The sequence below is a fragment of the Actinoallomurus acaciae genome, from assembly GCF_042429965.1.
GTDB lineage: Bacteria > Actinomycetota > Actinomycetes > Streptosporangiales > Streptosporangiaceae > Actinoallomurus > Actinoallomurus acaciae.
The window spans coordinates 1-24,109 of sequence record NZ_JBHLZP010000071.1; the positions used below are offsets into that span (position 1 = coordinate 1).

Genomic DNA, 24,109 nt, shown 5'->3' on the forward strand with positions numbered 1-24,109 from the left:
GGCGGCGGCGCTGCTCGGCGGACGCCAGATGCAGCAGGTGGCAACGGTCGGCGGCAACCTGTGCCACGCCTCGCCCGCCGCGGAGACGGCGACGCCGCTCCTGGTGCACGACACGGTCGCGGCCGTCGCCGGACCCGGCGGACGCCGGGAGGTGCCGCTCGGCGAGTTCTGGCGGGGGCCGCGCGCCACCTGCCTGGCGGCCGGAGAACTGCTGGTGGAGCTGAGGATCCCGAAGAGCGCGGCGACGGAGAGTTCGGCGTATCGGCGACTCGAGCTGCGGCGTTCGGTCGACATCGCCATCGTCAGCGCCTCGGTGCGGCTGGTCTACGACGACAGGGCGATCGCCGGCGCCCGGATCGCCCTCGGCGCGGTGGCGCCGGTGCCGATACGGGTGCCGGCCGCCGAGGAGGCACTCGTCGGCGTGGAGATCGCCGATGATCCGGGCCTGCGCACGGCGGTCGCCGCGGCGGCGGACCTCTGCCGATCGGCGGCCAGGCCGATCGACGACACCCGCGCGAGCGCCCGTTACCGCGCCTCGATGGTGGAGGTCGTCACCGGCCGCTGCATCGAGGCGGCACTGTCCCGCTGGGACCGGCCAATGACCACTTCGGTGAGGGAGAACTGAACGCCATGTCACGTCTGGACCTCACGCTCGCCTGCGGCCGCTACGACCGGGTGTGGCCTCTGGTCGACGGCCGCGTCCGGCCGGAGGGCATCGACCTCAACGTGATCGCGCTGGAGCCCGAAGAGCTGTTCTGGCGGATGATCAATCACGCCGAGTTCGACGTCGCCGAGATGTCGCTGGCCAGCTATGCCGTGGCGAAGGCGGCCGGTGACACGCGGTTCGTCGGGCTCCCGGTCTTCCTGTCGCGCAGTTTCCGGCACTCCAGCCTGTACGTCCGCCGGGATTCGCCGCTCACCGGGCCGGCCGACCTGGCGGGGCTGCGCATCGGCGTCCCGGAGTACCAGATGACCGCCGCGGTGTGGACCCGTGGGCTGCTCGCCCATGACTTCGGCGTCGACCTCGCGAGCATCACCTGGCGCACCGGCGGGCTCGAGCAGCCGGGCCGCGTCGAGCGGCAGGCGCTGACGCTGCCCGATCGGGTGCGGATCGACCCGGTGCCGGGGACGCTGTCGCAGGCCCTGCTGGATGGGGAGATCGACGCCCTGATGGCCCCGCGCGTGCCGTCGGTCTTCCGCCGCGAGGGCGGTGGGGTACGCCGGCTGTTCCCCGACTATGCTGAACGGGAGGCCGAGTACTACCGGCGAACCGGCATCTTCCCGATCATGCACATGGTCGTGGTCCGCGCCGACGTCGCCCAGGCGCACCCCTGGGTGGTGCGCAGCCTGTACAAGGCGTTCACGGAGGCCAAGACCGTGGCGCTGGCGGGTCTGGCGGACGCCCCGGCGCTGCGCTACACCATGCCGTTCCTGCTGGACGCGCTCGAACGCCAGCGGGAGATCTTCGGCGCCGATCCCTGGCCGTACGGCCTGACGCCCAACCGCACCGCACTCGAGGTCTTCGCCGACTACCTCCTCGAGCAGGGGCTCACCGGGCAGCGGATCGACGTCACCGACCTGTTCGCGCCCAGCACGCTCGTCGAGAGCCGCGTCTGACCGCGCTCCGCCGTCCATGTCGCCCCGTACCTCGCGTCACCGTCGCCACATCCACCGGAGCCGAGATCCCCAACCGAAGGACCGAGCATGACCCCCTCCGCCGCTCCCGGCCGGCCGGCCTCCGCCCCACCAGGGCGACTGTCCCCACGCGCCTGGGGCGTGCTGGCGCTGACCATGATGTTCTGGCTGGCCGACGGCTATGACACGTTCATTCTCCTGGTCACCGGCAAGCCGACACTGCACGAACTGCTGCCCGCGAGCGCCCTGCCACGCCTGCCCACCTACCTCGGCTACCTGATCGCCATCACCCTGGCGGGCTGGGCCACCGGCGGCATTCTCGGCGGGATCCTCGGCGACCGGCTGGGCCGCAGGCGCACCATGGTCTACTCCGTCGTGCTGTACAGCGTCTTCACCGGGCTGAGCGCGCTGACCGGCACCTGGTGGCTGTTCGGCATCACCCGGTTCTTCACGGGTGTCGGCATCGGCGCGGAATGGGGCGTGGGCACATCCCTCCTCCAGGAGGTGTGGCCACAGCGGTGGCGCACCAAGGGCGCCGGACTCCTGCAGAGCGGCTTCTCGGTGGGCGGCCTGCTGGTCTCCGGACTGTGGGTCCTGGTCGGGTCCACGTACGGGTTGTCGTGGCGGTGGATGTACCTGTTCGGGATCATCCCGCTCGGCGTGGTCGCGCTGACCCGGCGCCACATCCCGGAGTCCGATCGCTGGGTCGCCGCCAAGCGCTCCGGCATGGGTGTCCTGGACCTCCTGCGCGGCCCGTCCCGCCGTAACTTCGCCGCCGCGATGCTCGTGTCGATCGCGATCACCGGCGGCTGGTGGGCGGTCAGCTCGTACCTGCCCACGTTCGTCGGGGGTATGGTCACCGACCCGCGCCGTACGACGTTCTACACCGGCTGGGCCGCCGCGCTCTACAACATCGGCGAGATCATCGGCTGCGTCGCCCTCGGCTTCCTGTCCGAGGCCTGGGGCCGCAAGCCCACCATCCAGCTGTACTTCGTCGGGTGCCTGATCATCGTGCCCGTCGTCTTCCTCGGCGTGCACGGGGCCGCGGCGGCGACCTGGCTGCAGTTGGTCGCGGGCTTCCTGACCGGTGGGGTGTACAGCTGGTACACCGTCCACACACCGGAGCTGTTCCCCACCGCGGTCCGGGCCCGCGCGATCAGCGCGATCTTCAGCGGCGCGCGGTACCTCGCCATGATCGGTGCCGTGCTGACCGGCACGCTGGCCTCCTCCGTGGGCGGGTTCGGCCGCGCCGCGGCCCTCTTCACCCCGATCTACCTGATCGGCATCGTCGCGGTGTTCTTCCTGCCCGAGACCCGCGGCGAACCGCTGCCCGCATAGCCCGAACCTGCACAGACGGCCACAGACACAGACGGTCACAGACCATTTTCCGCGAGGCGACGGAGGCACCGATGAGGCTGGTGGTCGGCATGACCGGCGCTACCGGGGCGGTGATCGGCATCCGTCTGCTGGAGGCGCTGCGGGTACAGCACGTGGAGACCCATCTGGTGCTGAGCCAGTGGGCCCAGGCCACGATCGAGATGGAGACCGACTACTCGGTCCGGGACGTCCGCGAGCTCGCGACCCGAACGTACGGCCCCAAGGACCAGACGGCAGCGATCTCCAGCGGGTCCTTCCCCACCGACGGGATGGTGGTGGTCCCGTGCAGCATGAAGACGCTGGCCGCGATCCGGACCGGGTACGGGGAGGGCCTCATCGCCCGTGCCGCGGACGTCACCATCAAGGAGCGCCGCCGGCTGGTCCTCGTGCCGCGGGAGACGCCGCTCAGCGAGATCCACCTGGACAACATGCTCGCCCTGTCGCGCATGGGCACCTCGATCGTGCCTCCGATGCCCGCCTTCTACCACCGCCCCGAGAGCGTGGACGAGATCGTCGGCCACATCGTCTTCCGGGTACTGGACCAGTTCGGCCTGAAGTCGCCCGAGGCCCGCCGCTGGACGGGCCCCCCGGCCCGCTCGAACGGCATGCCGCTCGAGCGCTGAGCCGGCGCACGTGCGGGAGTTGGGGGCTCAGCGAATATTTTGATCCTCTTGTCCGGAGCGGGGACCATCGACGAGTGAGTCCCATTCATCGGAACGAGGGGGAGATCTCCGCCCTTGGCCGCGCCGCGTTGTTGCTCAAGGAGTTCCGTTCGAGCGATGGCACGCTGAGCGGGGCGGCGTTGGTGCGGCGGACCGGGCTGCCCAAGTCCACGGTTCACCGCATGCTCCATGAGCTGGTACGTGTCGAGCTGCTGGAGCAGGTGGGCTCCTCGTACCGGCTCGGGCTGCTGCTGTTCGAGCTCGGGCAGATGACGCCGCGGCAGAGCCGCCTGCACCGTGCCGCCCATCCTCACCTGGCGGCGCTGCACGAGGCGACCCGTCACAACGTCGGCCTGGCCGTCCTCGACGCTGGAGAGGTCATCTACGTCGATCTGTTCCGGGGACGGGACGCTCCGCGCCTGCCGCAGCGCACCGGCGGCAGATGGCCCGCGCACGCGAGTTGCTCGGGCAAGGCGATCCTCGCCTTCTCCGACCCCGATCAGGTACGGGCCGTCACCGCGGCGAGCCTGCGGCGGCTGACCGAGCACACGATCGTCGACGCCGCCGCGCTCGGTGCGGAGCTGCGGCGTGTACGTGAGCGCGGTGTCGCCTACGACAGACGGGAGTCCTTCCCCAACGTGGCCGGTGTCGCCGCACCGATCATCGGTCCGGACGGCAGGGTCGCCGGGGCCCTTTCGATGTCCGGGCTCGCCGGGCGGATCAGCCTGAGCCGGGTCGAGGCCGCCGTACGGACGGCGGCGCTGACCGTGTCCCGGCAGCTCGCCCGCGAGCCGGTGTCCTCCGATCGCGGAGCAACGTGTCAGGACTCCGGCCAGGCGAACCGGTAGCCGTCGCCGGCCCGGACGATCCGCCCGACGCCGGGTCCGGCGAAATGAGCGGTCAGGACGACGGCGTCGTGGTCCACGCACCACTCGCACAGCTCGCGGCGCGTGGCGGCGGCCCGCGCCCGGTCGTGGTCACCGCCCTGCGCCAGGTCCAGGTCGGCGAACTGCAGAGGATGGTGGATCACATCGCCGGCGGCCACCGCGTACCGGCCGCCCGCCTCGATCTCGACGACGACATGACCGCGCGTATGGCCCGGCGCGCTCCGCATCGTGATCCGCACGTCGCCGGCGGACAGGATGGTGTGCGGCGTGTCGACGACGGCGGCCTGCCCGGCCTTCACCACCGGGAGCACGCTGTCCTCGAACGTCCGGGCCAGATCGGCGGCGAGCGGGTCCTCCGGCCGGGACTCGAAGCTCGCCTCCAGCGGCGCGAACTCGTCGCGGGCGAACAGGTAGCGCGCGTTGGGGAACGTCGGCACCCACGTGTCGCCGGACAGCCGGGTGTTCCAGCCGCAGTGATCCGGATGCAGATGCGTGGACACGACGACGTCGATGTCGTCCGGACGCACGCCGCGGGCGCGGAGGCGGTCGAGGTAGGCGGTGTGGAACATGTGGTGCGCACGCAGAGCCGGCCGGTGCTTGTCGTTGCCGTTTCCGGTGTCCAGCAGCACTGTCAGCCCCGGCGCGCGGACGAGATACGTCTGGATGCCCAGCACGATCCGCCGACCACGCGGGTCGACGTGCTCCTCCCCCAGCGACCGCAGAGCGGCGGTGACCTGCTCGTCGGTGATGTCGGGGAACATTTCGGCGGGCGCGAACGGCCAGCGTTCGAGCTCCACGATCCGGTCGATCGTGATCGGTCCGAGTGTCAGGGTCTGCATCGTCTCGGTTCCTTCAGCCGGGGCCGATGAACGGCATCGTCGTCGCGGTGATGGTCGGGAACCGCACGTTGGTGCCGGTCGCCGTGTACAGGACGGCGCGGGCCGCGGACCCCGCGTTCCGGAGCCAGGCGGCCGTCGGCCCGCCGGCCTCCTCGGCGACGCCCGCGGTCATCTCGGCGTCTCGCGGCCCGGCTCGTCCGGCGACGCGTCGATGTCGGGCGCTGTGGGCTCACGGCCGGGATGTCCTGGTCGTTGTGACACGGTCAATACCTCGATGCTTGTCAGGCGACACGTCGCGAACCGGCACGCGACACGAAAGATGCTGCAAACGAAGGCCCCGCACAATACGGACGTCCCATTGATCGGGACCACCGGTCAACTCGACCGGAAGCGGGCGAGGGCATCGATCAGGGTCAGGGACGCCCCTGGCCCACGCCCATAGCCCCGCCCACGTACGTCGGCGCGCGCAGGAGGCCGACGCGCGGCCCGGAATGGCGGCTGTCGTCCCCTGGTCCGCATGCGCGCGTGACGCAGGAGTGGCCCTACGGCACCGGGCCTGTTCCTGATCCTCAAGACGGCCGTCTTGCCTGGGCTGATGGGGAGCATGGATGGCCATCGAGAATTTCTCGCGTTCGCGGTTAAATGGAAACTCTCGCTGGATCAGGGACGGTGACATGCGGGGCGACGGCATCAGCGCGGACGTCTTCAGTCTTGATCGGCTTTTCGACAATGTCTCCTACGAGATCGATTACTACCAGCGCGAGTACACCTGGGGCGAAGACGAAATCCGCACTCTGATCGCCGACCTGCAGACGGCCTTCAACGACTACGAAGCCGACCGGCAGCGGTTTCGTCGTCCCTCCGCGTCGTCGGCCTACTTCCTCGGCCCGTTCGTGTACTACGAGGATGATGATCCTCGAACCCGCCGGAAGCGGCGTTTCCTTGTCGACGGGCAACAGCGGTTCGTCACGTTGCAGTTGCTGTTCATCCAGCTCCGCAACATCGCCAAGGACGTGGGCTTGCGGCGCATTCTGCCAGATCTGGAACGGGTCGTCCTGGGCCGCGGCAAGACGCTGACCATCGGTATTCCCGAGTTCGCACCGGCGCTCCGTGCCCTCGCCGACGGCCGCGACTGGGAGCAGACGCCGAGAGACTCACTGTCGGTACGCAACGTCGTTCAGCGGAGCCGCCAGATCGCCGAGCATCTCCACGAACTCTTCGAAAGCGACCAGTACGACGACTTCGTGCCATGGCTGCTCGAGCATGTGACGCTGGCCGGAATCCGGGCCGTCGACGCCGATCACGGCTACCGCATGTTCGAGACGATGAACGACCGGGGCGCCCGATTGACGCCGGTGGATCTGCTCAAAAGCTATCTGCTGTCGCATGTCGGAGAGGATGCAGACCAGCTGAATCGCCGCTGGCGGGAGATGCTCGCCGAGTTGACCATTGAACGTTCCGACACCGACACGGCCAGTCGATTCATCAGATCGTTCCTCCTCGCACGCTACGCCGATCGTGCTGACACCCCGCAGATCGACGCCAACCTGAATGTCTGGGCGAGGAAGAACCACGAGCGCCTCGGTCTTCGCAAGGAATACGATTATTTCGAGTTCGTAGAAAGCCTGCTCGCCGTTGCCGCTCGAGCAAGGCCGTTCCTTGCCGCCAGGAACACAATAAAAGACGGCTATGAATCGGTCTACTTCAACGAGCGCAATGGCTTAGGCGAGCAACTGACGGCGGTCCTCGCGGCGATCCAGGCCGCCGATACTCACTCCGAGGCCGCCGCGAAAGGGCAGGCCGTCTGCGACTTCATCGACCGGTGGTACGCCCTGCAGATCCTCCGCGACCGGCCCGTCAACGCCCGCGAGATAGGCGAGCTGGTCCACGGCCAGCTCATTCCCCTGCTGCGCGGCACTCAGACCCTTCAGGACCTCACTGACAGCCTCGGTAAGCTGATGACCAGCGACCCATTCGTCCTGCCTGAGTCCTCGACCTTTGGGCTACGCCCCAACAACGCCCACCAGGTCCGCTACATACTCGCTCGCGTCACGGCGTTCGTCGAAAGCGGAGTCGGGCGCCCCTACGACACCGCGAAGCTGCTGAGCAGCGACGATCACGATATCGAGCATCTGTGGGCTACACACCATGGCCGCGTCGCATCCGAGATTCCCGATGCCGTCGTCTTCAGGACTCGCCGAAATCAACTCGGCGCACTGGGGCTCCTCCCTAAACGGACCAACTCCAGCCTCAACGACCTGCCGCTTGCCGACAAGCTATCTCACTACTCCGGCCAGAACGTCATGCTCGCGGTCCTCTCACCCGGCTACTACGAGCGGAAACCGGAACTCCAATCTTTCATTAAGCGGTATCACCTTCAGAAGCTGATGCACCGCTTTGCGGCGAACGCTCGGATGATGACCATCCTGGAAACCCGCCAGCGGTTGATGCTCACCCTTTGCGCTCTCATCTGGGACCCGCGATCCCTCGACTCCGCGGCCTCCTCCACTACACGCACGCCACCGCCGCGCCGACGGAAGACCGATGTCGCGAGAATGCTCGGCGCGGGCATCATCACACCAGGCACCTCTATCGTCATGACCCATCGAGGCACCGACCACTGGGCCGAGATCGACGCGGATGGCGGCATCGTCCTGCGCGCCACCGGCGGAACCCCCTTCGACAAGGTCGACGACGCCGGCGCCGTCGTCAAGGGCGTGAACAACTGCTCCGGCATGGCCGTCTGGCACGTCATCGAACCATCGGGTGACCGTGTCAGCCTACGCGCGCTCAAAGAACGCGCGATTGCCGACGGAAAGTTTCCCGGACGCCGGCCCACCAGAGGTCCCAAATAAACGGGAAGCTGAAAGGCCGCCTGCGGAGCGGCGGTCATCTCGGCCCGTTCTTGCCAGCCGAGCCATCTCACGTTACGACGACGTGACGCGCTTGATCGTGCTGCCCTCACCCGCCGCGTCCCGTTCTCCCGTAGATCGCGGACATGGCGCCAATGGCCACTCGAGACACCGCCTCCTGCGATCGGCGGTGGACCGGCCCGAACGTGGATCTTGGTCCGGGCTCGCGAGTCAGCGGCGGGACCGGCGGCGTCGGCGGTAGACCAGGAAGGTCGTCGCGCCGGCGAAGAGCAGGCCGGCTGCGGCGGGAATGGCGTAGGCGCGGGTCGCCGAGGCGAGCAGGATCGCGCGGCCGATGCCCGAGTCCGGGAAGGTCACCGGCGCCGACACGGTCCGCGTGAGCATGCCGCTCTGCAGGGTCAGACGCGCTTTCCACGGTCCCTTGGGCAACCGGCGGTCCAGGATGACGGCCACGGGTGCGGATTCGCCGGGTGCCAACGCGACTCCGCGCTCGGCGGCGTAGGGTCCGGCGCGGAGTCCGCCCGGGCCGTCCGACAGCCACAATGTTCCGCTTATCGTCAGGGCTCGGCCGCCGGTGTTGTGCAACTGGGCGACGATCTCGGGCCGGCCGTCCTTGGCGCGGGCAGGCGTCAGCCTTTCGATTCTCATGTCCGAGGGGGGCTCTCCGCCCGGGCCGACGTCCAGATAGACGGGGATCCCGACGCGGTTCGTGGCGCCGATGTTGTGCCGGGAATCAGGCGGGGCGGTGTCGGACGCCCAGATCACCGCGTACCTTTCCCCCTTCGACGCGGTCGGCGGCACATTGATCGTTATTCGTGTCGTCCTATGCTCCCACGGTGGAATGGTCACCGCAGACTCGCCGGGCGATATCCATCTCGATAGTTCATTCGGCGTACGGTCGGGCGAGACGGTGAACTTGTGATTGGTGATCGCCGCCGCCGCGGCGTACAACTGAATGTTCTGCGGAGTTCGCGACATGTTGACGACCTCGACCCGGCGCCGGATCGTCGTCCCGGGCGCGAGGTGGTCGACGATGCCGGTACGCGCGCGGGGATCGTGCCGTCGGGCGACGGGCGCGTCGACGAGCCGGATGCCGAACCGGCCCGGTGAGCCGGTGTCGCCGGCCGCCGGGGAGGACACGGCGCTGACCGCGCCGGCGAGCAGCGCGGTCAGCGGCATCAGGCCGAGGAGTCGGGTCACGTGCCGGTCACCGAGTGGGTCACGGTGCCGCTGTAGGTGGTGGCGGTCGCGGTGGCGGGCACCGCGACGGCGAGCGTGGGATCCCAGGTGGCGCTGTTGCTTCCCGTACCGCCCGTGTGCGTGTAGGCGGTGAGCGGCGTCGTGCCGAGGGCGCCGGCGGTCCCGGCGGTGAACGTTCCGTCGCCGACCGTCGTGGCTGTGCCGGGCGTGTACGTCACGGCACTGGCCGGGATCGCCGTCACTCCGGTCGCGGTGAAGTCGGTCGAGGTGACCGACGCGGTCCAGGGAGCGGGGTTCGCTCCGCGCAGGTCGCTGACGGTGACGTTTCCGAGCGAGCCGCTGATCGTGGTGGACGGCGTGCCGCTGCCGAGGTCCGCGGTGGCCGGTACGGTGACGGTCAAGGCTCCCGCGGTCACGGTGAATGTCGTCGTCGTATCCTGTGCGTTCGCCGCCTGCGGGCTGAATAGCGCCGTTACGGCGACCACACCACCTGCTAGCAGTCCAAAACGATGCATATTTTCTCCGCTGATGTCATGCGCCCTGCTCGGTGAGCATGGCCTGCAGACGATCACTTTAATTGCCAGCGGAAGACGTGCCGTAAAGTCTCGATCATGATCGGGAAAAGACGACACGCGACGAGCGGTGACGCGTTCATCTCCAATATTCGGGCAGACCGCGAAAAAACAGCGCACAACAGCGCCAGGACGTACTGTGCGCCCGCACGGGACACGCGCTGTTCGCCCTGGCCACATGCTCGTCCGACCGGCTTCGGGGACTCGTCCGACGGCCGGTGCGCAGGGTCTTGGACCGACGGCAAAGCCGAGGTGAGCAGAGGCCATGGCATAGGATTAGCAACGATGCAATAGCGCGTCGCGCCGACCGTAACAATGGGAGATCGAGCCATGGCTGGCCCTACACTTCGCGATGTCGCAGCGGAAGCCGGGGTGTCGATCCGCACGGTGTCGAACGTGGTGAGCGACTACCCCTACGTGGCCGACGAGACCCGGGCCCGGGTGCAGGCGGCGATCGACCGGCTGGGGTACCGGCCCAATCTGCTCGCCCGCAGCCTCAAGCAGGGCCGCTCCCACGTAATCGCGCTGGTCGTGCCCGAACTCGACGTTCCGTACTTCGCCGAGCTGGCCCGGTTGATCATCGCGGAGGGGCGGGAACGCGGATACCTGGTGATGATCGACCACACCGACGGGGACAAGAATCTGGAGCGGGAGTTGATCCTCCAGAACGCCCGTCCCATGAACTTCGACGGCGTGATCCTCAGCCCGCTGGCGTTGTCCGGCGCGGACCTGAGCGAGCGACCGCCCGGCGCCCCGATCCTGCTGCTCGGCGAGAAGAGCTTCGACTCGCTCGCCGACCACGTGGCGATCGACAACGTCGCCGCGGCGGACGAGGCGACCACCCATCTGATCGACATCGGCCGGAGCCGCATCGCGGCGATCGGCGTCCAGCCGTCGGGTTATGACACCGCGAAGCTCCGGCTGAAAGGGTTCCGCCGGGCACACCGGCGTGCGGGCATCCCCGTGGACCGCTCCCTGCTGATGACGGCGGCCCGGTTTCACCGCACGGACGGAGCGGAGGCGATGCGGCGACTTCTCGCCCGCCCGGACCGGCCCGACGCGGTCTTCTGCTTCAACGACCTGCTCGCACTCGGCGCGTTGCGGGCGGTGCTCGCGGAGGGCCTTCGGGTCCCGGAGGATGTGGCCATCGTCGGCTTCGACGACATCGAGGACGGGCGGTTCAGCACTCCGACCCTCACCACCATCGCACCGGACAAGCAGACGATCGCACGCCGGGCGATCGAGCAGATCCTGACGAGGATCTCCAAGTCGGACGACGACGCCGCGCCGCTGGAGATCCGGGCGCCGTTTCGCCTGGCGATCCGGGAGAGTACGGCCGGCGGCGGTTCGCGGCGCCAGGCCGGCACGAACCGGCGCTCGCACCCCTAGAGAGCGCGCCCCCGCCGACCGGCGTCACGCACGGCCGGTGAACGGCACGAATTCGCCAGCGTTACCAATTCGTAACTTGCATCGATGCAGACCGATGGCAAGCTTGCATCGATGCAGGGCCGTGAGCATAACCACGGGGCCGGGTAAGCGTGCTGGGGCCAGGAGGCGACAGTGAAGCCGAACATCGTCGTGATCATGACCGACCAGCATCGTGCCGACTTCTCAAAGATCGCGGGCTTTCCCCTCGACACAACGCCGTTCCTCGATGGCATGGCGTCGAAGGGCACCTACTTTCCGCGCGCGTACACCAGCTATCCAGCCTGCGTACCGGCCCGCGAGAGCCTCTTGACCGGTCGCTTTCCCGTGGCGCACCGAGTCACCCAGAACAGCAACGCCGCCCATGCCTACTATTCACGTGATCTGCTCGATGTGCTTCGTACCGCCGGTTACCAGTTGCTGTTCTCGGGCAAGCCGCACATGCACCCAGAACCGACGGACTTCGACGCGTACGCCGGGCCCTACTTCCACACGGGCGGCCCGCACGAACGCGCCGATGATGCCGCTTTCGACGAATGGCTCGAACGGCTCGACCACGGGGTGGCGCACGAACCCACGCCCTTCCCGCTCGAGCGTCAACTGCCGCACCGGATCGTCACCGACGCACTGGAGCAGGTGGACTCGCGGGCCGGCGACAAGCCGGTGTTCCTCTGGGTCTCCCTCCCCGAGCCGCACAACCCGTACCAGGTCCCGGAACCGTACTTCGGCCTGTTCGACGAATCGGAGGTTCCCGCCCCGGCGACCGGAGCCGAGGTGGCGCGGGCCCGAGGCGGCCACTGGCAGTGGCTCCAGGCTCTCATCGAAGAGAAGCGGCCTGGCTACGAAGCCGAGTGGCGGCGTTACCGCGCGAATTACTGCGGCATGCTTCGCCTGATCGACGACCAGGTGAAGCGGCTCGTGGAAGGCGTCGACGCCGAACTTCCCGGAGAGACGATCTACGTTTTCCTGAGCGACCACGGCGACTACGCCGGAGAGTACGGGCTGCAACGCAAGGGCGCGGGCATGCCCGAGTGCCTCATGCGCATACCGATGTTCTTCTCCGGTTCCGCGACGGTCGTCGAGCAGGTCAGGCAGGAGCTCGTGTCGATCGTCGACGTGTTCCCCACGCTGTGCGAACTCGCAGGTGAGACGTTGCCGCCGGGCGTACAGGGAAGAAGTCTGGCGCCGCTGCTCGCGGGGGCCGACGCCGGCACCGGCGAGTTCGACAGCCTCTACGCCGAGCGTGGCTATGGCGGCCTGACCTACGGAGTCGATGAGCGGCCGCCCCTGCACTTCCCGTATGAGGGCCCGTCCTTCGACGAGCTGAACGCCGTCACCCAGAGCGGACGCACGAAGATGCTCCGCTTCCGCGACTACAAACTGCTGGTCCACAGCACCGGCCAGGGCGAACTCTTCGACCTGAGCGTCGACCCCGACGAGACGAGGAACCTCTTCGACGACCGGTCCCTGTCAGCCGTCCGGGACCAGATGATCTGGCTGTTGCTGCAATGGATGCTGCGCCTGCAGGACGACCTTCCCGAAGGCGCGTACGCACCCAAGAACGCGGATCGGAACTGGGTGGGCATCGAGGCCTCGCCCATGGCTACGCCTGGGCGCTGAGTCCCGGCATCGTTCGGCAATTTTTCGAATGGCGATACGACTCTCGGAGGAGAGATGTCCGACGTAGTCAGCCGACGGCGTTTCCTCGGCATCGGCGCGATGGGGCTGAGCACCATGGCACTCGGTGCGTGCGGCAGCTGGGGCGGCGCAAAGGCCGGTGGCTCCGGATCGTTGCGCGCCGCATGGTATGGCGGGGACCCCGTCCACACGGCCTTGGAGAAGGTGCTCGCGCACTATCAGGCGACGCATTCCGGGCAGAAGGTCAACGGCGAGCACGCGGCGTTCGACGACTATTGGCCCAAGCTGTCGACGGAGACCGCCGCCCGCAACTCCCCCGACGTGATGCGGATGTCGATGACGTACTTCACCGACTACGCGGGCCGGGGTGCCCTCCGCGACATGACCGGGTACATCGGCAAGACGATCGACATCAGCACGATGGAGAAAGGAGTCGCGGGCAGCGGTGTCGTGGACGGCAAGCGGTACGGAGTGGGACAGAGTTCGATCGCCAATGCGGTCTTCGTCAATCGTGAGCTGATCGAGTCCGTCGGCGCGAAGGTCCCCAGCGAGGACTGGACCTGGGACGGCCTCGCGTCATGGGCGAAGGCGGTGGGCCAGAGTGGCAACGGGAAGGTCGCCGGCACATCGGACCACAGCGGCCACCTCGAGCTGTTCGAACCGTACGCGCGCCAGCACGGAAAGAGCCTCTTCACCACCGACGGCAGGGCGCTCGCGGCCGGACAGGATCTGGTCGAGCAGTGGTGGGCCTACTGGGCGGATCTTCGCGCCGCCAAGGGCACGCCGACGGCCTCGGTGACCGCGGCCGTCACCGGCTTCGAGACCGACCCCATCGTCACGGGCAAGGCCGCCGTCGACTTCGGATGGGTTCAGCAGATCCAGTTCCTGCAGGCCCTGATGAAGCAGGAGCTGGACATCATGACGATTCCGAACCTGCCGAACGGCAAGCCGGGGCTCTATGTCGACAGTCAGGACATGTGGTCCATCGCCTCGACGTCGACGAGTCCGGACGCCGCGGCCGAACTGATCGACTACCTGGTCAACGACGACTTCGCGATCAAGACGATCGGCGTCGTGCTGGGCGTGCCGCCCTCGAAGCACGCCGTGGATCTCCTCTCGCTCGAACCGAAGTCCCCGGCGGGCAAGGCAGTGGCCTACGTGCAAGGTCTCGGGGACAAGGCGGCCGCGCCGCCTCCGCCCTGGCCCAAGGGCTACAGCCAGCTGTCGACCCTGTTCAAGAAGATCTCCCAGGACATCGGCTTCGGCAGGTCGACGCCGAGCAAGGGCGCGGCGAGCTTCTACGGCCAGTCCAAGCAGATCCTCGACACCTGACACCGGGAGTGCTGTCTTGACGGCGATCGACGAACTACGCACGCTCGGCAGACAGACGGTGCGGCGCGGCAGATCCTCGGCGGCGGCGAAGGAGGAGCGGGCCGCCTACCTTCTCCTCCTCCCGTGGATCATCGGCTTGGTGGGCATCACGGCCGGCCCGATGCTGGTCTCGCTCTACATCGCCTTCACCGACTACAACCTGATCCAGGCTCCGCACTGGACCGGCATGCACAACATCAGCCGCATGATCTCCGATCCGCGGCTGCACAACTCGCTGCGCGTGACGTTCGAGTACGTGCTGGTCTCGGTCCCGATCCAGCTCATCGTCGCCCTGGCCCTGGCGATGCTGCTCGACAGGGGCCTGCGCGGGCTGCCGCTCTACCGTTCGGTCTACTACCTTCCGTCCCTTCTCGGCGGATCGGTGGCCGTGGCCGTCCTGTGGCGACAGATCTTCGGTGACCACGGTCTCGTGAACCAGGTGCTGAGCCAGATCGGCATCGCGAACGCGCCGGCGTGGGTCTCCGACCCGTCGACCGCGCTGGGCACGCTCATCGTGCTCAACGTGTGGACGTTCGGCGCGCCAATGGTGATCTTCTTGGCGGGGCTGCGGCAGATCCCGGCGATCTACTACGAGGCGGCCAAGGTCGACGGCGCCACGAAGTGGCGCCGGTTCAGGAGCATCACGCTTCCGCTGCTCAGCCCGATCATCTTCTTCAACCTGGTCCTGCAGATCATCCACGCATTCCAAGCGTTCACGCAGGCCTTCGTCGTGTCGAGCGGCACCGGAGGCCCGTCCGACTCAACGATGTTCTACACGCTCTACCTCTACCAAGTGGGATTCAACAACTTCCAGATGGGCTACGCGGCCGCGATGGCCTGGCTGCTCCTTTTGATCGTCGCGGCCCTCACCGCACTGAACTTCTACGCCGCAAGGTTCTGGGTGTTCTATGACAATTAGCAGCACGCGCGCGGCGCGCACCGTGTCACGGCGCCGCGGAACGCCGCTCTCCGGCGCGAGACGGCCGAAAACGGTACGCGGTCTCGGCCGGCATTGCGCACTCATCGCCCTGGCGATCGTCATGCTCTATCCGCTGTTGTGGATGCTGGCGAGCTCCTTCCGCTCGAACGACGACATCTTCCGCCTCTCCGGGATCTGGGTCACGCACTTCAAGACCGGCAACTATGCGGACGGGTGGAACGGGCTGAAGTTTCCGTTCGGCCTGTATCTCATCAACTCGGCGATCATCGCCGCGGGCGCCATCGCGGGGAACCTGCTCTCCTGTTCCATGGCCGCGTACGCGTTCGCCCGGCTGCGGTTCCGGTTCAAGCGGACCCTGTTCGCGATCATGCTGATCACGATCATGCTTCCCATGCACGTCGTGATCGTTCCCCAGTACATCCTGTTCTCGAAGATGGGCTGGCTGAACACGTTCCTGCCCATGATCGTGCCGAAGTTCCTGGCAACGGACGCGTTCTTCGTCTTCTTGATGGTCCAGTTCATCCGCGGTATACCCCGGGAGCTCGACGATGCCGCGCGGCTTGACGGCTGCGGCTACTTCCGCACTTTCACGCGGGTGATCCTGCCGCTCATGAAGCCCGCCCTGGCGACCACCGCGATCTTCACGTTCGTCTGGACGTGGAACGACTTCTTCAGCCAGCTGATCTACCTCACGGCGCCGAACGTCTACTCCGTGCCGGTGGCGCTGCGATCGTTCGTCGACGCCAACGGCGACACCTCATGGGGGCCGCTCTTCGCGATGTCGGTCGTGGCGCTGCTGCCGGTGTTCGCGGCGTTCCTCTTCGGCCAGCGGTTCCTGACCCGCGGGATCTCCACGACCGGCATCAAGTGACCGCGGGGCCACGTCCGCGGGCCTTCGACCCATTCAGTCCACGAAAGTGAGTTGCGAATGACGCATGACCTGGCGGTCCCGCGAAACGAGCACCCTCGCCCGCAGTGGCGCAGAGATCAGTGGCTCTGCCTCAACGGCGAGTGGCAGTTCGAGCCGGACAAGTCGGACTCCGGGTTCGAGCGCGGGCTTCGCGACGCGGAACTGAGCAGCCGGATCATCGTGCCGTTCGCCCCCGAGTCGTCCCTCTCGGGCATCGGGCACGTCGACTTCATGGCGGCGGTCTGGTACCGACGCGAGTTCACCGTCCCCGATGAATGGCTCAGCGGCCGGGTCCTCATGAACTTCCAGGCGGTGGACTACGACGCCACCGTCTGGGTGAACGGCGTCGAGGTCGGCCGTCATCGCGGCGGCTTCACCCCTTTCGGCCTGGACATCACCGCGGCTCTGGGCGGGAAGACGCGAGCGACGGTCGTGGTGCGGGCCAGGGACTCGCGCGACTCCGTCCAACCACGCGGGAAACAGGCGACCTGGTACGCCAATACGCACTGTTTTTACACACGAACCACGGGCATCTGGCAATCGGTGTGGCTCGAGGCCGTGCCCGCCACCCACCTGCGGCGGCCTCGCATCACACCGGACGTCACCGGCTCCCGTTTCCACGTCGAGGCACCTGTCTCCGGCCCGAAGCGCGGCATCACCGTCCAGGTCGAACTCGGCGATGCCTCGGGCGTCGTGAGCCGGGAGAGCATTCCCCTCGGATACGACCTGTGCCCCCGCCTCGTCCTCGACGTCCCGGCCGGGCGCCGGCGGCTGTGGACTCCGGCCGACCCGCACCTGTACTCCCTGCGGTTCCGGCTCATCGACTCCACCGACGGGGTCATCGACGAGGTCCACGGCTACGCGGGCCTGCGATCGGTGTCCGTCGAGGGACAGGCCGTACTGATCAACGGTGAACGCGTGTTCCAGCGTCTCGTTCTCGATCAGGGGTACTGGCCCGATGGCATCATGACCGCGCCCAGCGACGAGGCCCTGGTGCGCGACATCGAACTCGCCCGCAACGCCGGCTTCAACGGCGCCCGCCTGCACCAGAAGGTCTTCGAGGAACGATTCCTGTACCACGCGGATCGGATGGGGTACCTCGTCTGGGGGGAGTTCCCCGACTGGGGCGCGGGCGGCCAAGGACCGCGGGGAGACAACCAGCAGCCGACCCCGTCCTACGTCGCCGAGTGGATCGAAGTGCTGGAACGGGACCACAACCACCCGTCGATCATCGGCTGGTGCCCGCTGAACGAGACACATCAGACGCTGCACGACCGCACAACCGTGCTGGACGACGTCACCAAGGGAATGTTCAAGGCCGCCAAGAACGCCGATCCGAGCCGACCGGTGATCGACGCCTCCGGCTACAGCCACCGGGTCGTGGAGACCGACATCTGGGACAGCCACTGCTACGAACAGGACCCCGCGAAGTTCGCCGCCGGGCAGTCCGGCCTGGCCGACGGAAAACCCTTCACGAACCTGACGCCGGACGACGAGGCGATGTCGCTGCCCTACGCCGGGCAGCCGTACATGGTCAGTGAGTACGGAGGCATCTGGTGGAACCCCGACCTGGCGCGCGCGTCGGACGGCACGGACCGGGCGGAGTCGTGGGGCTACGGCCGGCGGGTGGATTCGGAGGAAGAGTTCTTCGAACGCTTCGCCGGCCTGACCAGGGTGCTGCTCGACGACCCGTCGATGTTCGGCTACTGCTACACGCAACTCACCGACGTGTTCCAGGAGCAGAACGGCATCTACCGGTTCGACCGCTCGGAGAAGTTTCCCATCGACCGGATCCGCGACGTTCAGCGGACGATCGCGGCGTACGAGAAGGCCGACCCGGCATGACATGCGGCGACGGGGCCCGTACGGCCGCGTCCCCGGGCACCGCTGTGGGGATCAGCCGGGTCCGTCGCTCGCGGCCGCCAGGAGCGGCACCACCACGTCGCTGATGGGCGTCGGAAGGCCATGGGCCCGGCCACGTCGCAGTACGACACCGTTGCGGATGCTCCATTCGAGCGGCCGGTCGGCTTCGCGGTCGGCGAGGATGGAGGTTCCCATGTCGGCCGGGTAGGCCTGGAAACTGTCGATGATCTCCTGCGGCACCTCGTCGCCCAGGACCGCGCCTTCGGCCCGGGCGACGTCCAGGCACTCCCGCAGGTAGTCCAGGGACAGCCGGACGATGTCGGCGCGGCCGAACATGCCGCACCGGCGTCCGCTGAGGACCATCAGCCCGGCGGCCGCGTTCTGAAGCAGCTTGCGCCACGCCACGGACGTGAAGTCCACGGCCAGGTCGACCGAGCATCGCGTGCCGCGCAGCGCCTCGAGCACCACGCGGGCCGCCGGTACGTCCGGCAAGGTCAGCCGGGCTTCGCCGCGCAGCCACACCGAACCGCCGGGCTGGACCTGGGCCGGGAACCACACGACCGAGGGCAGTACCGGGCAGCCCGGGACGTAGGGCGCGACGGTCGACTCCTGCTCGACGCCGTTCTGCAGGACGCAGACGACGGTGCCCGTGTGACACAACGCCGCCAACCACGGCGCCGCCGCGTCGATCTGGGTCGACTTGACGGCGAGGAAGACGAGGTCGACCGTCTCTTCGATCCGCGCCGGATCGGTCCGCACCGGACCCGGCACGACGACGAGTCCCTCGGCATCCTGCAGTTCCAGGCGCTCGCGAGCCGTACGGCCGCACAGCATCGGGGTGCGGCCGGCCTCATGCAGCGCCGCCGCGACGGTGGTGCCGATCGCCCCCGGCCCCACGACCGCGGCGGTCGGATTCTCGGATGTCGTCGGCTCTTCTGCACGGTCGATCTGGGCCATGGCGGCTAGGTTACCCTGTTACACATGGACGACGATGGAGGTAACCCTGTTTCTCACGGCGATGACCCGCTCACGAGGTGGCTCGGAATCATCCAGGCTCGCAGCGGCAATCTCGCCGCGAGCGAGGCGAAGGTCGTGAAGCTCCTGCTCTCGGATCCGTTGTTCGTCGGCACGAGCACCACCGCACAGGTCGCCGCGCGCGCCGGCGTATCCGCCCCGAGCGTGGTCCGCGCCGCGCGAGCGATCGGGTTCAACGGCTTCACCGAACTCAAGCTCGAGATCGCTCGCGCCCGTGGGACCACCGAGTTCTTCGCGCCCTCCGAGGCACTCGCCGACAACGCCTCGACGGCCGCAGTGCTCGAGACGTCCATACGAACGGGCAATGACGCGATGACCGCGCTCGGCGGCGCCCTGGACCTCGCCGCCCTCGACGAAGCGGTCGGTACGGTGCAAAGAGCAGGTCAGGTGGTCGCCGTCGGGGCAGGCACGTCCGCGGCGGTCGCCGCGGACGCCGTGTTCCGCCTCCGCGCACTCGGCGCGAGGGCCTCGGGCATCCCGGACCACGAGTCGGCGATGATCGCGATGCGGCTCCTCGGCCCCGACGATGTCGTCATCGCCATCAGCTCGACCGGACGCACCTCATCGACCCTCAGTGTCGCCGACGCCGCCTGCTCGGCCGGCGCGACGCTGATCGCGATCACCAATCAGCACGACACGCCGCTCGCGACCCTCGCCGACATCGCCCTCGTCGTCGGCGGCGCACCGTTGCCGGCGCAGATGGCCGCCGCGGGAAGCCGGCTCGCCCACCTTGTCGTCATCGACGCGCTGGCAGCCGCCCTCGCCATCCGGGACCCCGACCGGCGCCGCCGAGCCGAGCACGCCGGCATCGACCTCCCGAACATCTCCTGATGCGGCCCGGCACCATCGCCATCGTCCTCGTCGCCGCGGCCGCGCATGCGGTCTGGAACACGGTGTCGAAGTACAAACGAGGCGACACCGTCCTGTTCGTCTGGGCCTACACCTGCGCGGCGGCGCTGTTGTGCCTCCCGCTCGGCATCGCACCCGTGATCACCGGAGCGCAGCCTGTCAGCTGGCAGCTCGCGGCCGGTTCGGCCGTCTCGGCGGCGTTGCACGTGGTGTACTCCTTGACGCTGCAGACCGGTTACGACCGCTTCGACCTCGGCGTGGTCTACCCCGTCGCTCGTGGGACCGGGCCCGTTCTGACGATGCTGTTCGCGATCCTCCTGCTCGGCGAACGACCCACCGCGATCGCGGTCCTCGGCGCCGTCGTTGTCGTCGCCGGCATCGTCGTCGTCGCCGGTAACCCTTTTCGCAGCGGACAACGCCACCCTGTTCACGGTGTGCTCTGGGGCGCCGCGACCGGTGCCACGATCGCCTCGTACACCCTCTGGGACAGCTCCTCGGTCACATCCCTGCACCTGGCCCCCGTGACCTACTTCACCGGCACGTTCCTGCTCCAAAGCCTGATCCTGACCCCACGCGCCCTTCGCCGACGGGGTGAGCTCCAGACCGCGATCCGGACGAACGCGGCACCGATCCTCACCGTCGCGGTGTTCTCCCCCCTGGCCTACATCCTCGTCCTCACCGCCATGCGGACCGCGCCCGTCGCACTCGTCGCGCCCCTGCGCGAATCCTCCATCGTCATCGGATCCCTCCTCGTCTGGCGGCTCTTTCACGAGGCCCACCTCGCGCGCCGCATCATCGGCGCCGCGATCGTCCTCGCCGGCATCGCGGCGATCAGCCTCTGACGTCGATCCGCGGCTCACCGGCCACGGACGCGGACGGCTCGCGGTCCCGATGAGTGGAACTCCGGGTACGCGTCCTTCCTCCGTCAGGTCAGGCTGTGCTGGCAGCCATGTCCACGCTCGGGGCGGTGCGGGCACTGATCACGACCTCGCGGAAGGAGCCGAGATGAGCTCGACCGGCGGGACCAAGGTGGCGATCATCGCGTCGGGCAACATCGGCACCGACCTGATGATCAAGGTGATGCGGCTCTCCGGATCCCTCGAACTGGCCGCGATGGCCGGGATCGACCCCGAGTCCGACGGGCTCGCCCGTGCCGCCCGGGTCGAGGTGCCGACAACCGCCGACGGAGTGGACGGGCGGGTCGCGATGGACGACTTCGCGGACATCAGAATCATCTTCGACGCGACCTCCGCCAAGGCCCATGTCGCGAACGCGGCGCGCCTGGCACCGTACGGGAAGCGGCTCGTGGACCTCACCCCCGCCCCGATCGGCCCGTACGTCGTGCCGCCGGTCAACCTCGACGAGGACGTCCTGGTCGAGCCGGCGTTCGCCCGGCCGCTCCTGTTCGGCGCGGCGCTCGCGTACCTGACCCCGGAGTTCGCCCGCGACGTGTCCGCCGCCAAGGTCGCGGCGTCGGCCGCCTCGTACGCCGCCGCCCGCGCCGCTCTGCAGGTGCACGGCGCGATCGGCTACACCGACGAGTACGACCCGTCGCTGTGGATCCGCTAGCGCAGCGCCCAGCGCGGGGAGGACGACGGAATTACTGGACGCCCGATGCATGCGAAAGCGTCCGGGACCATTCCATGCGGTCCCGGACGCGTCAGCGGCGTGATCAGGTCAGGGGCGGTCGCCGAGATGATCTACCCAGCCCATCGTCTGATAGGTCATGACGAGTGACGGGGACTTCCGGTCGCCCGACTCCTGCTCGAGGAGCTGGCCGGTTTTCGAGTCGATGATCAGGCGGATCTCCGATCCGCTGGAAGTGGTTTTCTCGGCAGTTGTTCCGCCGCTCATGGCCAGCACCGCGCCCTTGCGGCCGAGCCGGTCGGTGCCGGTACCGAGGTAGGTGATGCCCGGCTGCTTGGCGAGCACCCGGAAGAGCGCACTCTTCGTGGCGGGCGTGATCGGCCCGGCCAGTAGGTCCTGGGCGGTACCGAAAGCGTACAGGGCGAAGTCTCCGCTCATCGGCACACCGTCGTGCGCGGCGGACGCCTGATTCTCGTCCTTGAACCATCCTTGCAGCACCCTTTCGAGGGCATCGGGATCGTTCGGCAGCTTGGTCAGCGCGTCGACCGCCTTGTCCTGCTGGACCTTGGTGAGCTTGCTGTGTGAGAAGTCGTAGTCACTCACATGCTGCTTGGCCGACCACGGCTCCAGCTCCGGCGCGCCCAGCGCCTTCCACCTGGCCTTCTCCGCCGGGTTCGGGAAGGTGATCTTCCGGTCGATGCCCGTGATCGTACGATCGCGGCGATCGCGGCCGTTCCACGTGTCCTGGGTACTGCTGATGTAGGCGGTCACGGGCGGAGGCTTCATCTTCCCCGATTTCTTCGCCCCAGCCTTGTTGCGAGCGGTCCGCTCGTTGATGGGGCCGATGAGCCGGGTTTCGCGTTCCCGGGTGTACCAGAAGGCGCCGGTCGTCGCTGGGGCTTTGGCCGCGCTTTCGGCGCTGACCAGCAGTACCGTGCGCGCGTCCAGCCGCTGCGCTGTGGCGGGCGCGTGCGTGTGACGGCCGCCGGAGCTGTTGGTGGCGACGATGACGCCGGCCGCCGCGGCGGCCACCGCCCCCGCCGTCAGCCCGGCGGCCAGGAGCCGCGGCATCCGGCGCCGTACGGTCCTGGGCACGGCTCCGGACATGGTCGTACTGGATGTGACGGCAAGGGCGCGGCTGATGTCCTGCTCGCGGCGACGCGCGTACGTTTCGGCGGCGAGGCCGTCGAGGGCCTCGGGCCTCAGCGCCCGGAAGACGCCGTCGGAGTTTTCGTTCATGTGTACTCCAGAGCTCATTCGGTGGCCCGCTCGGTGACGTTGGTGACGGAGGGACGGACACGCCGTGCGGGGGCATTGTCCAGTGCCTTTGCGAGCCGGCGCCGGGCCCGGTGCAGGCGGACGAAGAACGCTCCGGTGGAGCAGCCGACGATCTTGGCGGCATCGCGCGGCGTCAGGTCGTGCCAGGTGACGAGGGTGAGCACCTCAAGGTCCCGTTCGGACAGCCCGGCCACGGCGGTTAGGGCGCTGTCGCGCTCGACGACGTGCTCGGCTACGTCCCACGCGATCAGGTCATCGTTGGTGGTCATGGCGACGATTCGGTCGGCCAGCGCGTGGCGCCGGTATCCGCCGTCCCGCTGCTTGTACAGCCGGTTGCGGGCCACGCCCAACAACCACGGAAGCGCTGGATCGCGTATGTCGGCCAGACGCCGCCAAGCGATGAGGAACGTTTCTCTGGCGACGTCTTCGGCCGTATGCGCCTCGGTATGGGTCAGCGCGTACGCCAGCACCCGCCGGTAGTTCTCGTCATAGAGTTCGGTGAAGCGTTTTTGGGGATCATCCATCCGCCCTGCCTTCGGTGAGTAGGTGGCGTTCGCTCAGTACTCCCTGCGGAGCGGCCCCGTTTACACCCTGATTGTCACCTTCCCCTCCCAGGAAGCCCGCTTGGGGGGCGTTCGGTCAGCGGACAACGCGGCAGGCTTCGACGTTCGTCTGCATCTCCTTCCGGCGGGCTGCTGTTTCGACCTGGAGCAGCGCAAACCGTGGTTCGGCCCGACCCGGGGATGCCTCGCTGCGCGAACGTCCGCCCGGCTCGGGCGGTGGCCTCCTCGACCGCGTACTCCCTGTCCCGCAGAGACCGCTTGATGATCTCTGCGGGACAGGTGCTCGCGGACCCTGGTCCGGGGGGCGGCTCGACGAAGCTGATCCCGGAGCCGATCCGCGTGCCGCCGGCGGGTGGTCCGAGAGACCGCCGGCGTCCGGCCCTGATCAATTTGCGGAGGGGCCGTAAAGCCGGAGCCGGTCGCGGGAGTACTGGGTGAAAGGTCATCTACTCCCCGAAGGCAGGATCTGCGTGGACCGCAAAAACCTCACCGATGAGACGAACGATGGCCGCCCCGGGCGAGCCGTCCCCGGGACGACCGCCCGGCGCCGGATGCCGCGCGTGCTGATCGCGGGCCTGGCCGCAGGCGCGGTGGCCGCGACCGCG

At 68.2% G+C, this 24,109-nt stretch carries 22 protein-coding genes; 15 read left to right on the top strand and 7 right to left on the bottom strand.

Annotated elements, in window-relative coordinates:
* The 5 genes from ACFFNX_RS12550 to ACFFNX_RS12570 all read left to right on the top strand — a co-directional run.
* A partial coding sequence (locus ACFFNX_RS12550; RefSeq protein WP_378199832.1) for an FAD binding domain-containing protein occupies positions 1-625 on the top strand: 625 nt, incomplete at its 5' end.
* Positions 626-630: 5 nt separating this feature from the next.
* Positions 631-1,617, top strand: a complete 987-nt coding sequence (locus ACFFNX_RS12555; protein WP_378199835.1) for an ABC transporter substrate-binding protein — start codon at positions 631-633, stop codon at positions 1,615-1,617.
* Between the two features lie 87 nt (positions 1,618-1,704).
* A complete protein-coding gene (locus ACFFNX_RS12560) occupies positions 1,705-2,973 on the top strand; it encodes an MFS transporter (protein ID WP_378199838.1) in 1,269 nt (422 codons plus the stop codon).
* A 71-nt stretch (positions 2,974-3,044) separates the two neighbouring features.
* Positions 3,045-3,635, top strand: coding sequence for a non-oxidative hydroxyarylic acid decarboxylases subunit B (locus ACFFNX_RS12565; protein WP_378199841.1), 591 nt, complete (start codon positions 3,045-3,047; stop codon positions 3,633-3,635).
* 74 nt (positions 3,636-3,709) lie between these two features.
* The gene (locus ACFFNX_RS12570; protein WP_378199845.1) at positions 3,710-4,522 is read left to right on the top strand and encodes an IclR family transcriptional regulator; all 813 of its coding nucleotides are present in this window, start codon (positions 3,710-3,712) and stop codon (positions 4,520-4,522) included.
* Here ACFFNX_RS12570 and ACFFNX_RS12575 read toward each other — a convergent pair.
* A complete protein-coding gene (locus tag ACFFNX_RS12575) occupies positions 4,495-5,400 on the bottom strand; it encodes an MBL fold metallo-hydrolase (RefSeq protein ID WP_378199848.1) in 906 nt (301 codons plus the stop codon). The genes ACFFNX_RS12570 and ACFFNX_RS12575 overlap by 28 nt on opposite strands.
* Positions 5,401-5,413: 13 nt before the next feature.
* Positions 5,414-5,572, bottom strand: a complete 159-nt coding sequence (locus ACFFNX_RS12580) for a hypothetical protein (protein ID WP_378199851.1) — start codon at positions 5,570-5,572, stop codon at positions 5,414-5,416.
* 436 nt (positions 5,573-6,008) lie between these two features.
* Between ACFFNX_RS12580 and ACFFNX_RS12585 the strand changes: the two genes are divergently transcribed.
* Positions 6,009-8,255, top strand: coding sequence for a GmrSD restriction endonuclease domain-containing protein (locus ACFFNX_RS12585; RefSeq protein ID WP_378199854.1), 2,247 nt, complete (start codon positions 6,009-6,011; stop codon positions 8,253-8,255).
* A gap of 228 nt (positions 8,256-8,483) precedes the next feature.
* On the opposite strand, the gene ACFFNX_RS12590 is transcribed toward ACFFNX_RS12585, so the two are convergent.
* Positions 8,484-9,473, bottom strand: coding sequence for a hypothetical protein (locus tag ACFFNX_RS12590; RefSeq protein WP_378199857.1), 990 nt, complete (start codon positions 9,471-9,473; stop codon positions 8,484-8,486).
* A complete protein-coding gene (locus tag ACFFNX_RS12595) occupies positions 9,470-9,889 on the bottom strand; it encodes a hypothetical protein (protein WP_378199860.1) in 420 nt (139 codons plus the stop codon). The genes ACFFNX_RS12590 and ACFFNX_RS12595 overlap by 4 nt, the downstream gene beginning before the upstream one ends.
* Before the next feature lie 486 nt (positions 9,890-10,375).
* On the opposite strand from ACFFNX_RS12595, the gene ACFFNX_RS12600 reads away from it, so the two are divergent.
* From ACFFNX_RS12600 to ACFFNX_RS12625, 6 genes are all read left to right on the top strand, one after another.
* Positions 10,376-11,434, top strand: coding sequence for a LacI family DNA-binding transcriptional regulator (locus ACFFNX_RS12600; protein ID WP_378199863.1), 1,059 nt, complete (start codon positions 10,376-10,378; stop codon positions 11,432-11,434).
* 171 nt (positions 11,435-11,605) lie between these two features.
* Complete coding sequence (locus tag ACFFNX_RS12605) at positions 11,606-13,090, top strand: sulfatase-like hydrolase/transferase (protein ID WP_378199866.1); 1,485 nt, start codon at positions 11,606-11,608, stop codon at positions 13,088-13,090.
* A 54-nt stretch (positions 13,091-13,144) separates the two neighbouring features.
* The gene (locus tag ACFFNX_RS12610; RefSeq protein ID WP_378199869.1) at positions 13,145-14,440 is read left to right on the top strand and encodes an ABC transporter substrate-binding protein; all 1,296 of its coding nucleotides are present in this window, start codon (positions 13,145-13,147) and stop codon (positions 14,438-14,440) included.
* 16 nt (positions 14,441-14,456) lie between these two features.
* Entirely contained in the window at positions 14,457-15,398 is a 942-nt protein-coding gene (locus ACFFNX_RS12615; RefSeq protein ID WP_378199872.1) for a carbohydrate ABC transporter permease, read from the top strand.
* Between the two features lie 22 nt (positions 15,399-15,420).
* Positions 15,421-16,290 (top strand): carbohydrate ABC transporter permease, encoded by an 870-nt coding sequence (locus tag ACFFNX_RS12620; protein WP_378199895.1) that lies wholly within the window; start codon positions 15,421-15,423, stop codon positions 16,288-16,290.
* A gap of 57 nt (positions 16,291-16,347) precedes the next feature.
* Positions 16,348-18,174, top strand: coding sequence for a glycoside hydrolase family 2 protein (locus tag ACFFNX_RS12625; RefSeq protein WP_378199875.1), 1,827 nt, complete (start codon positions 16,348-16,350; stop codon positions 18,172-18,174).
* Positions 18,175-18,225: 51 nt separating this feature from the next.
* On the opposite strand, the gene ACFFNX_RS12630 is transcribed toward ACFFNX_RS12625, so the two are convergent.
* The gene (locus ACFFNX_RS12630) at positions 18,226-19,149 is read right to left on the bottom strand and encodes an oxidoreductase (RefSeq protein ID WP_378199878.1); all 924 of its coding nucleotides are present in this window, start codon (positions 19,147-19,149) and stop codon (positions 18,226-18,228) included.
* A 24-nt stretch (positions 19,150-19,173) separates the two neighbouring features.
* Here ACFFNX_RS12630 and ACFFNX_RS12635 point away from each other — a divergent pair, with 24 nt between their 5' ends.
* The 3 genes from ACFFNX_RS12635 (at position 19,174) to ACFFNX_RS12645 (ending at position 21,645) form a co-directional block, all read left to right on the top strand.
* Positions 19,174-20,058, top strand: a complete 885-nt coding sequence (locus tag ACFFNX_RS12635) for a MurR/RpiR family transcriptional regulator (RefSeq protein WP_378199881.1) — start codon at positions 19,174-19,176, stop codon at positions 20,056-20,058.
* Complete coding sequence (locus tag ACFFNX_RS12640; RefSeq protein ID WP_378199884.1) at positions 20,058-20,918, top strand: EamA family transporter; 861 nt, start codon at positions 20,058-20,060, stop codon at positions 20,916-20,918. The genes ACFFNX_RS12635 and ACFFNX_RS12640 overlap by 1 nt, the downstream gene beginning before the upstream one ends.
* 163 nt (positions 20,919-21,081) lie before the next feature.
* Positions 21,082-21,645: an acyl-CoA dehydrogenase family protein gene (locus ACFFNX_RS12645; RefSeq protein WP_378199887.1), complete on the top strand. Its 564-nt coding sequence runs from the start codon at positions 21,082-21,084 to the stop codon at positions 21,643-21,645.
* 108 nt (positions 21,646-21,753) lie between these two features.
* Here the strand turns inward: ACFFNX_RS12645 and ACFFNX_RS12650 are convergent, their stop codons facing one another.
* Positions 21,754-22,920, bottom strand: a complete 1,167-nt coding sequence (locus ACFFNX_RS12650; RefSeq protein ID WP_378199889.1) for a CU044_5270 family protein — start codon at positions 22,918-22,920, stop codon at positions 21,754-21,756.
* On the bottom strand, positions 22,917-23,465 hold the full coding sequence (locus ACFFNX_RS12655) for an RNA polymerase sigma factor (protein ID WP_378199892.1): 549 nt from the start codon (positions 23,463-23,465) through the stop codon (positions 22,917-22,919). The genes ACFFNX_RS12650 and ACFFNX_RS12655 overlap by 4 nt, the downstream gene beginning before the upstream one ends.
* Positions 23,466-24,109: the final 644 nt, after the last annotated feature.

Coding starts and splice junctions, on each gene's coding strand:
- ACFFNX_RS12635 (WP_378199881.1), top strand. CDS start 19,174: ATGGACGACGATGGAGGTAACCCTGTTTCTCACGGCGATGACCCGCTC.
- ACFFNX_RS12645 (WP_378199887.1), top strand. CDS start 21,082: ATGAGCTCGACCGGCGGGACCAAGGTGGCGATCATCGCGTCGGGCAAC.
- ACFFNX_RS12555 (WP_378199835.1), top strand. CDS start 631: ATGTCACGTCTGGACCTCACGCTCGCCTGCGGCCGCTACGACCGGGTG.
- ACFFNX_RS12610 (WP_378199869.1), top strand. CDS start 13,145: ATGTCCGACGTAGTCAGCCGACGGCGTTTCCTCGGCATCGGCGCGATG.
- ACFFNX_RS12625 (WP_378199875.1), top strand. CDS start 16,348: ATGACGCATGACCTGGCGGTCCCGCGAAACGAGCACCCTCGCCCGCAG.
- ACFFNX_RS12585 (WP_378199854.1), top strand. CDS start 6,009: ATGGCCATCGAGAATTTCTCGCGTTCGCGGTTAAATGGAAACTCTCGC.
- ACFFNX_RS12640 (WP_378199884.1), top strand. CDS start 20,058: ATGCGGCCCGGCACCATCGCCATCGTCCTCGTCGCCGCGGCCGCGCAT.
- ACFFNX_RS12560 (WP_378199838.1), top strand. CDS start 1,705: ATGACCCCCTCCGCCGCTCCCGGCCGGCCGGCCTCCGCCCCACCAGGG.
- ACFFNX_RS12565 (WP_378199841.1), top strand. CDS start 3,045: ATGAGGCTGGTGGTCGGCATGACCGGCGCTACCGGGGCGGTGATCGGC.
- ACFFNX_RS12650 (WP_378199889.1), bottom strand. CDS start 22,920: ATGAGCTCTGGAGTACACATGAACGAAAACTCCGACGGCGTCTTCCGG.
- ACFFNX_RS12575 (WP_378199848.1), bottom strand. CDS start 5,400: ATGCAGACCCTGACACTCGGACCGATCACGATCGACCGGATCGTGGAG.
- ACFFNX_RS12600 (WP_378199863.1), top strand. CDS start 10,376: ATGGCTGGCCCTACACTTCGCGATGTCGCAGCGGAAGCCGGGGTGTCG.
- ACFFNX_RS12655 (WP_378199892.1), bottom strand. CDS start 23,465: ATGGATGATCCCCAAAAACGCTTCACCGAACTCTATGACGAGAACTAC.
- ACFFNX_RS12630 (WP_378199878.1), bottom strand. CDS start 19,149: ATGGCCCAGATCGACCGTGCAGAAGAGCCGACGACATCCGAGAATCCG.
- ACFFNX_RS12580 (WP_378199851.1), bottom strand. CDS start 5,572: ATGACCGCGGGCGTCGCCGAGGAGGCCGGCGGGCCGACGGCCGCCTGG.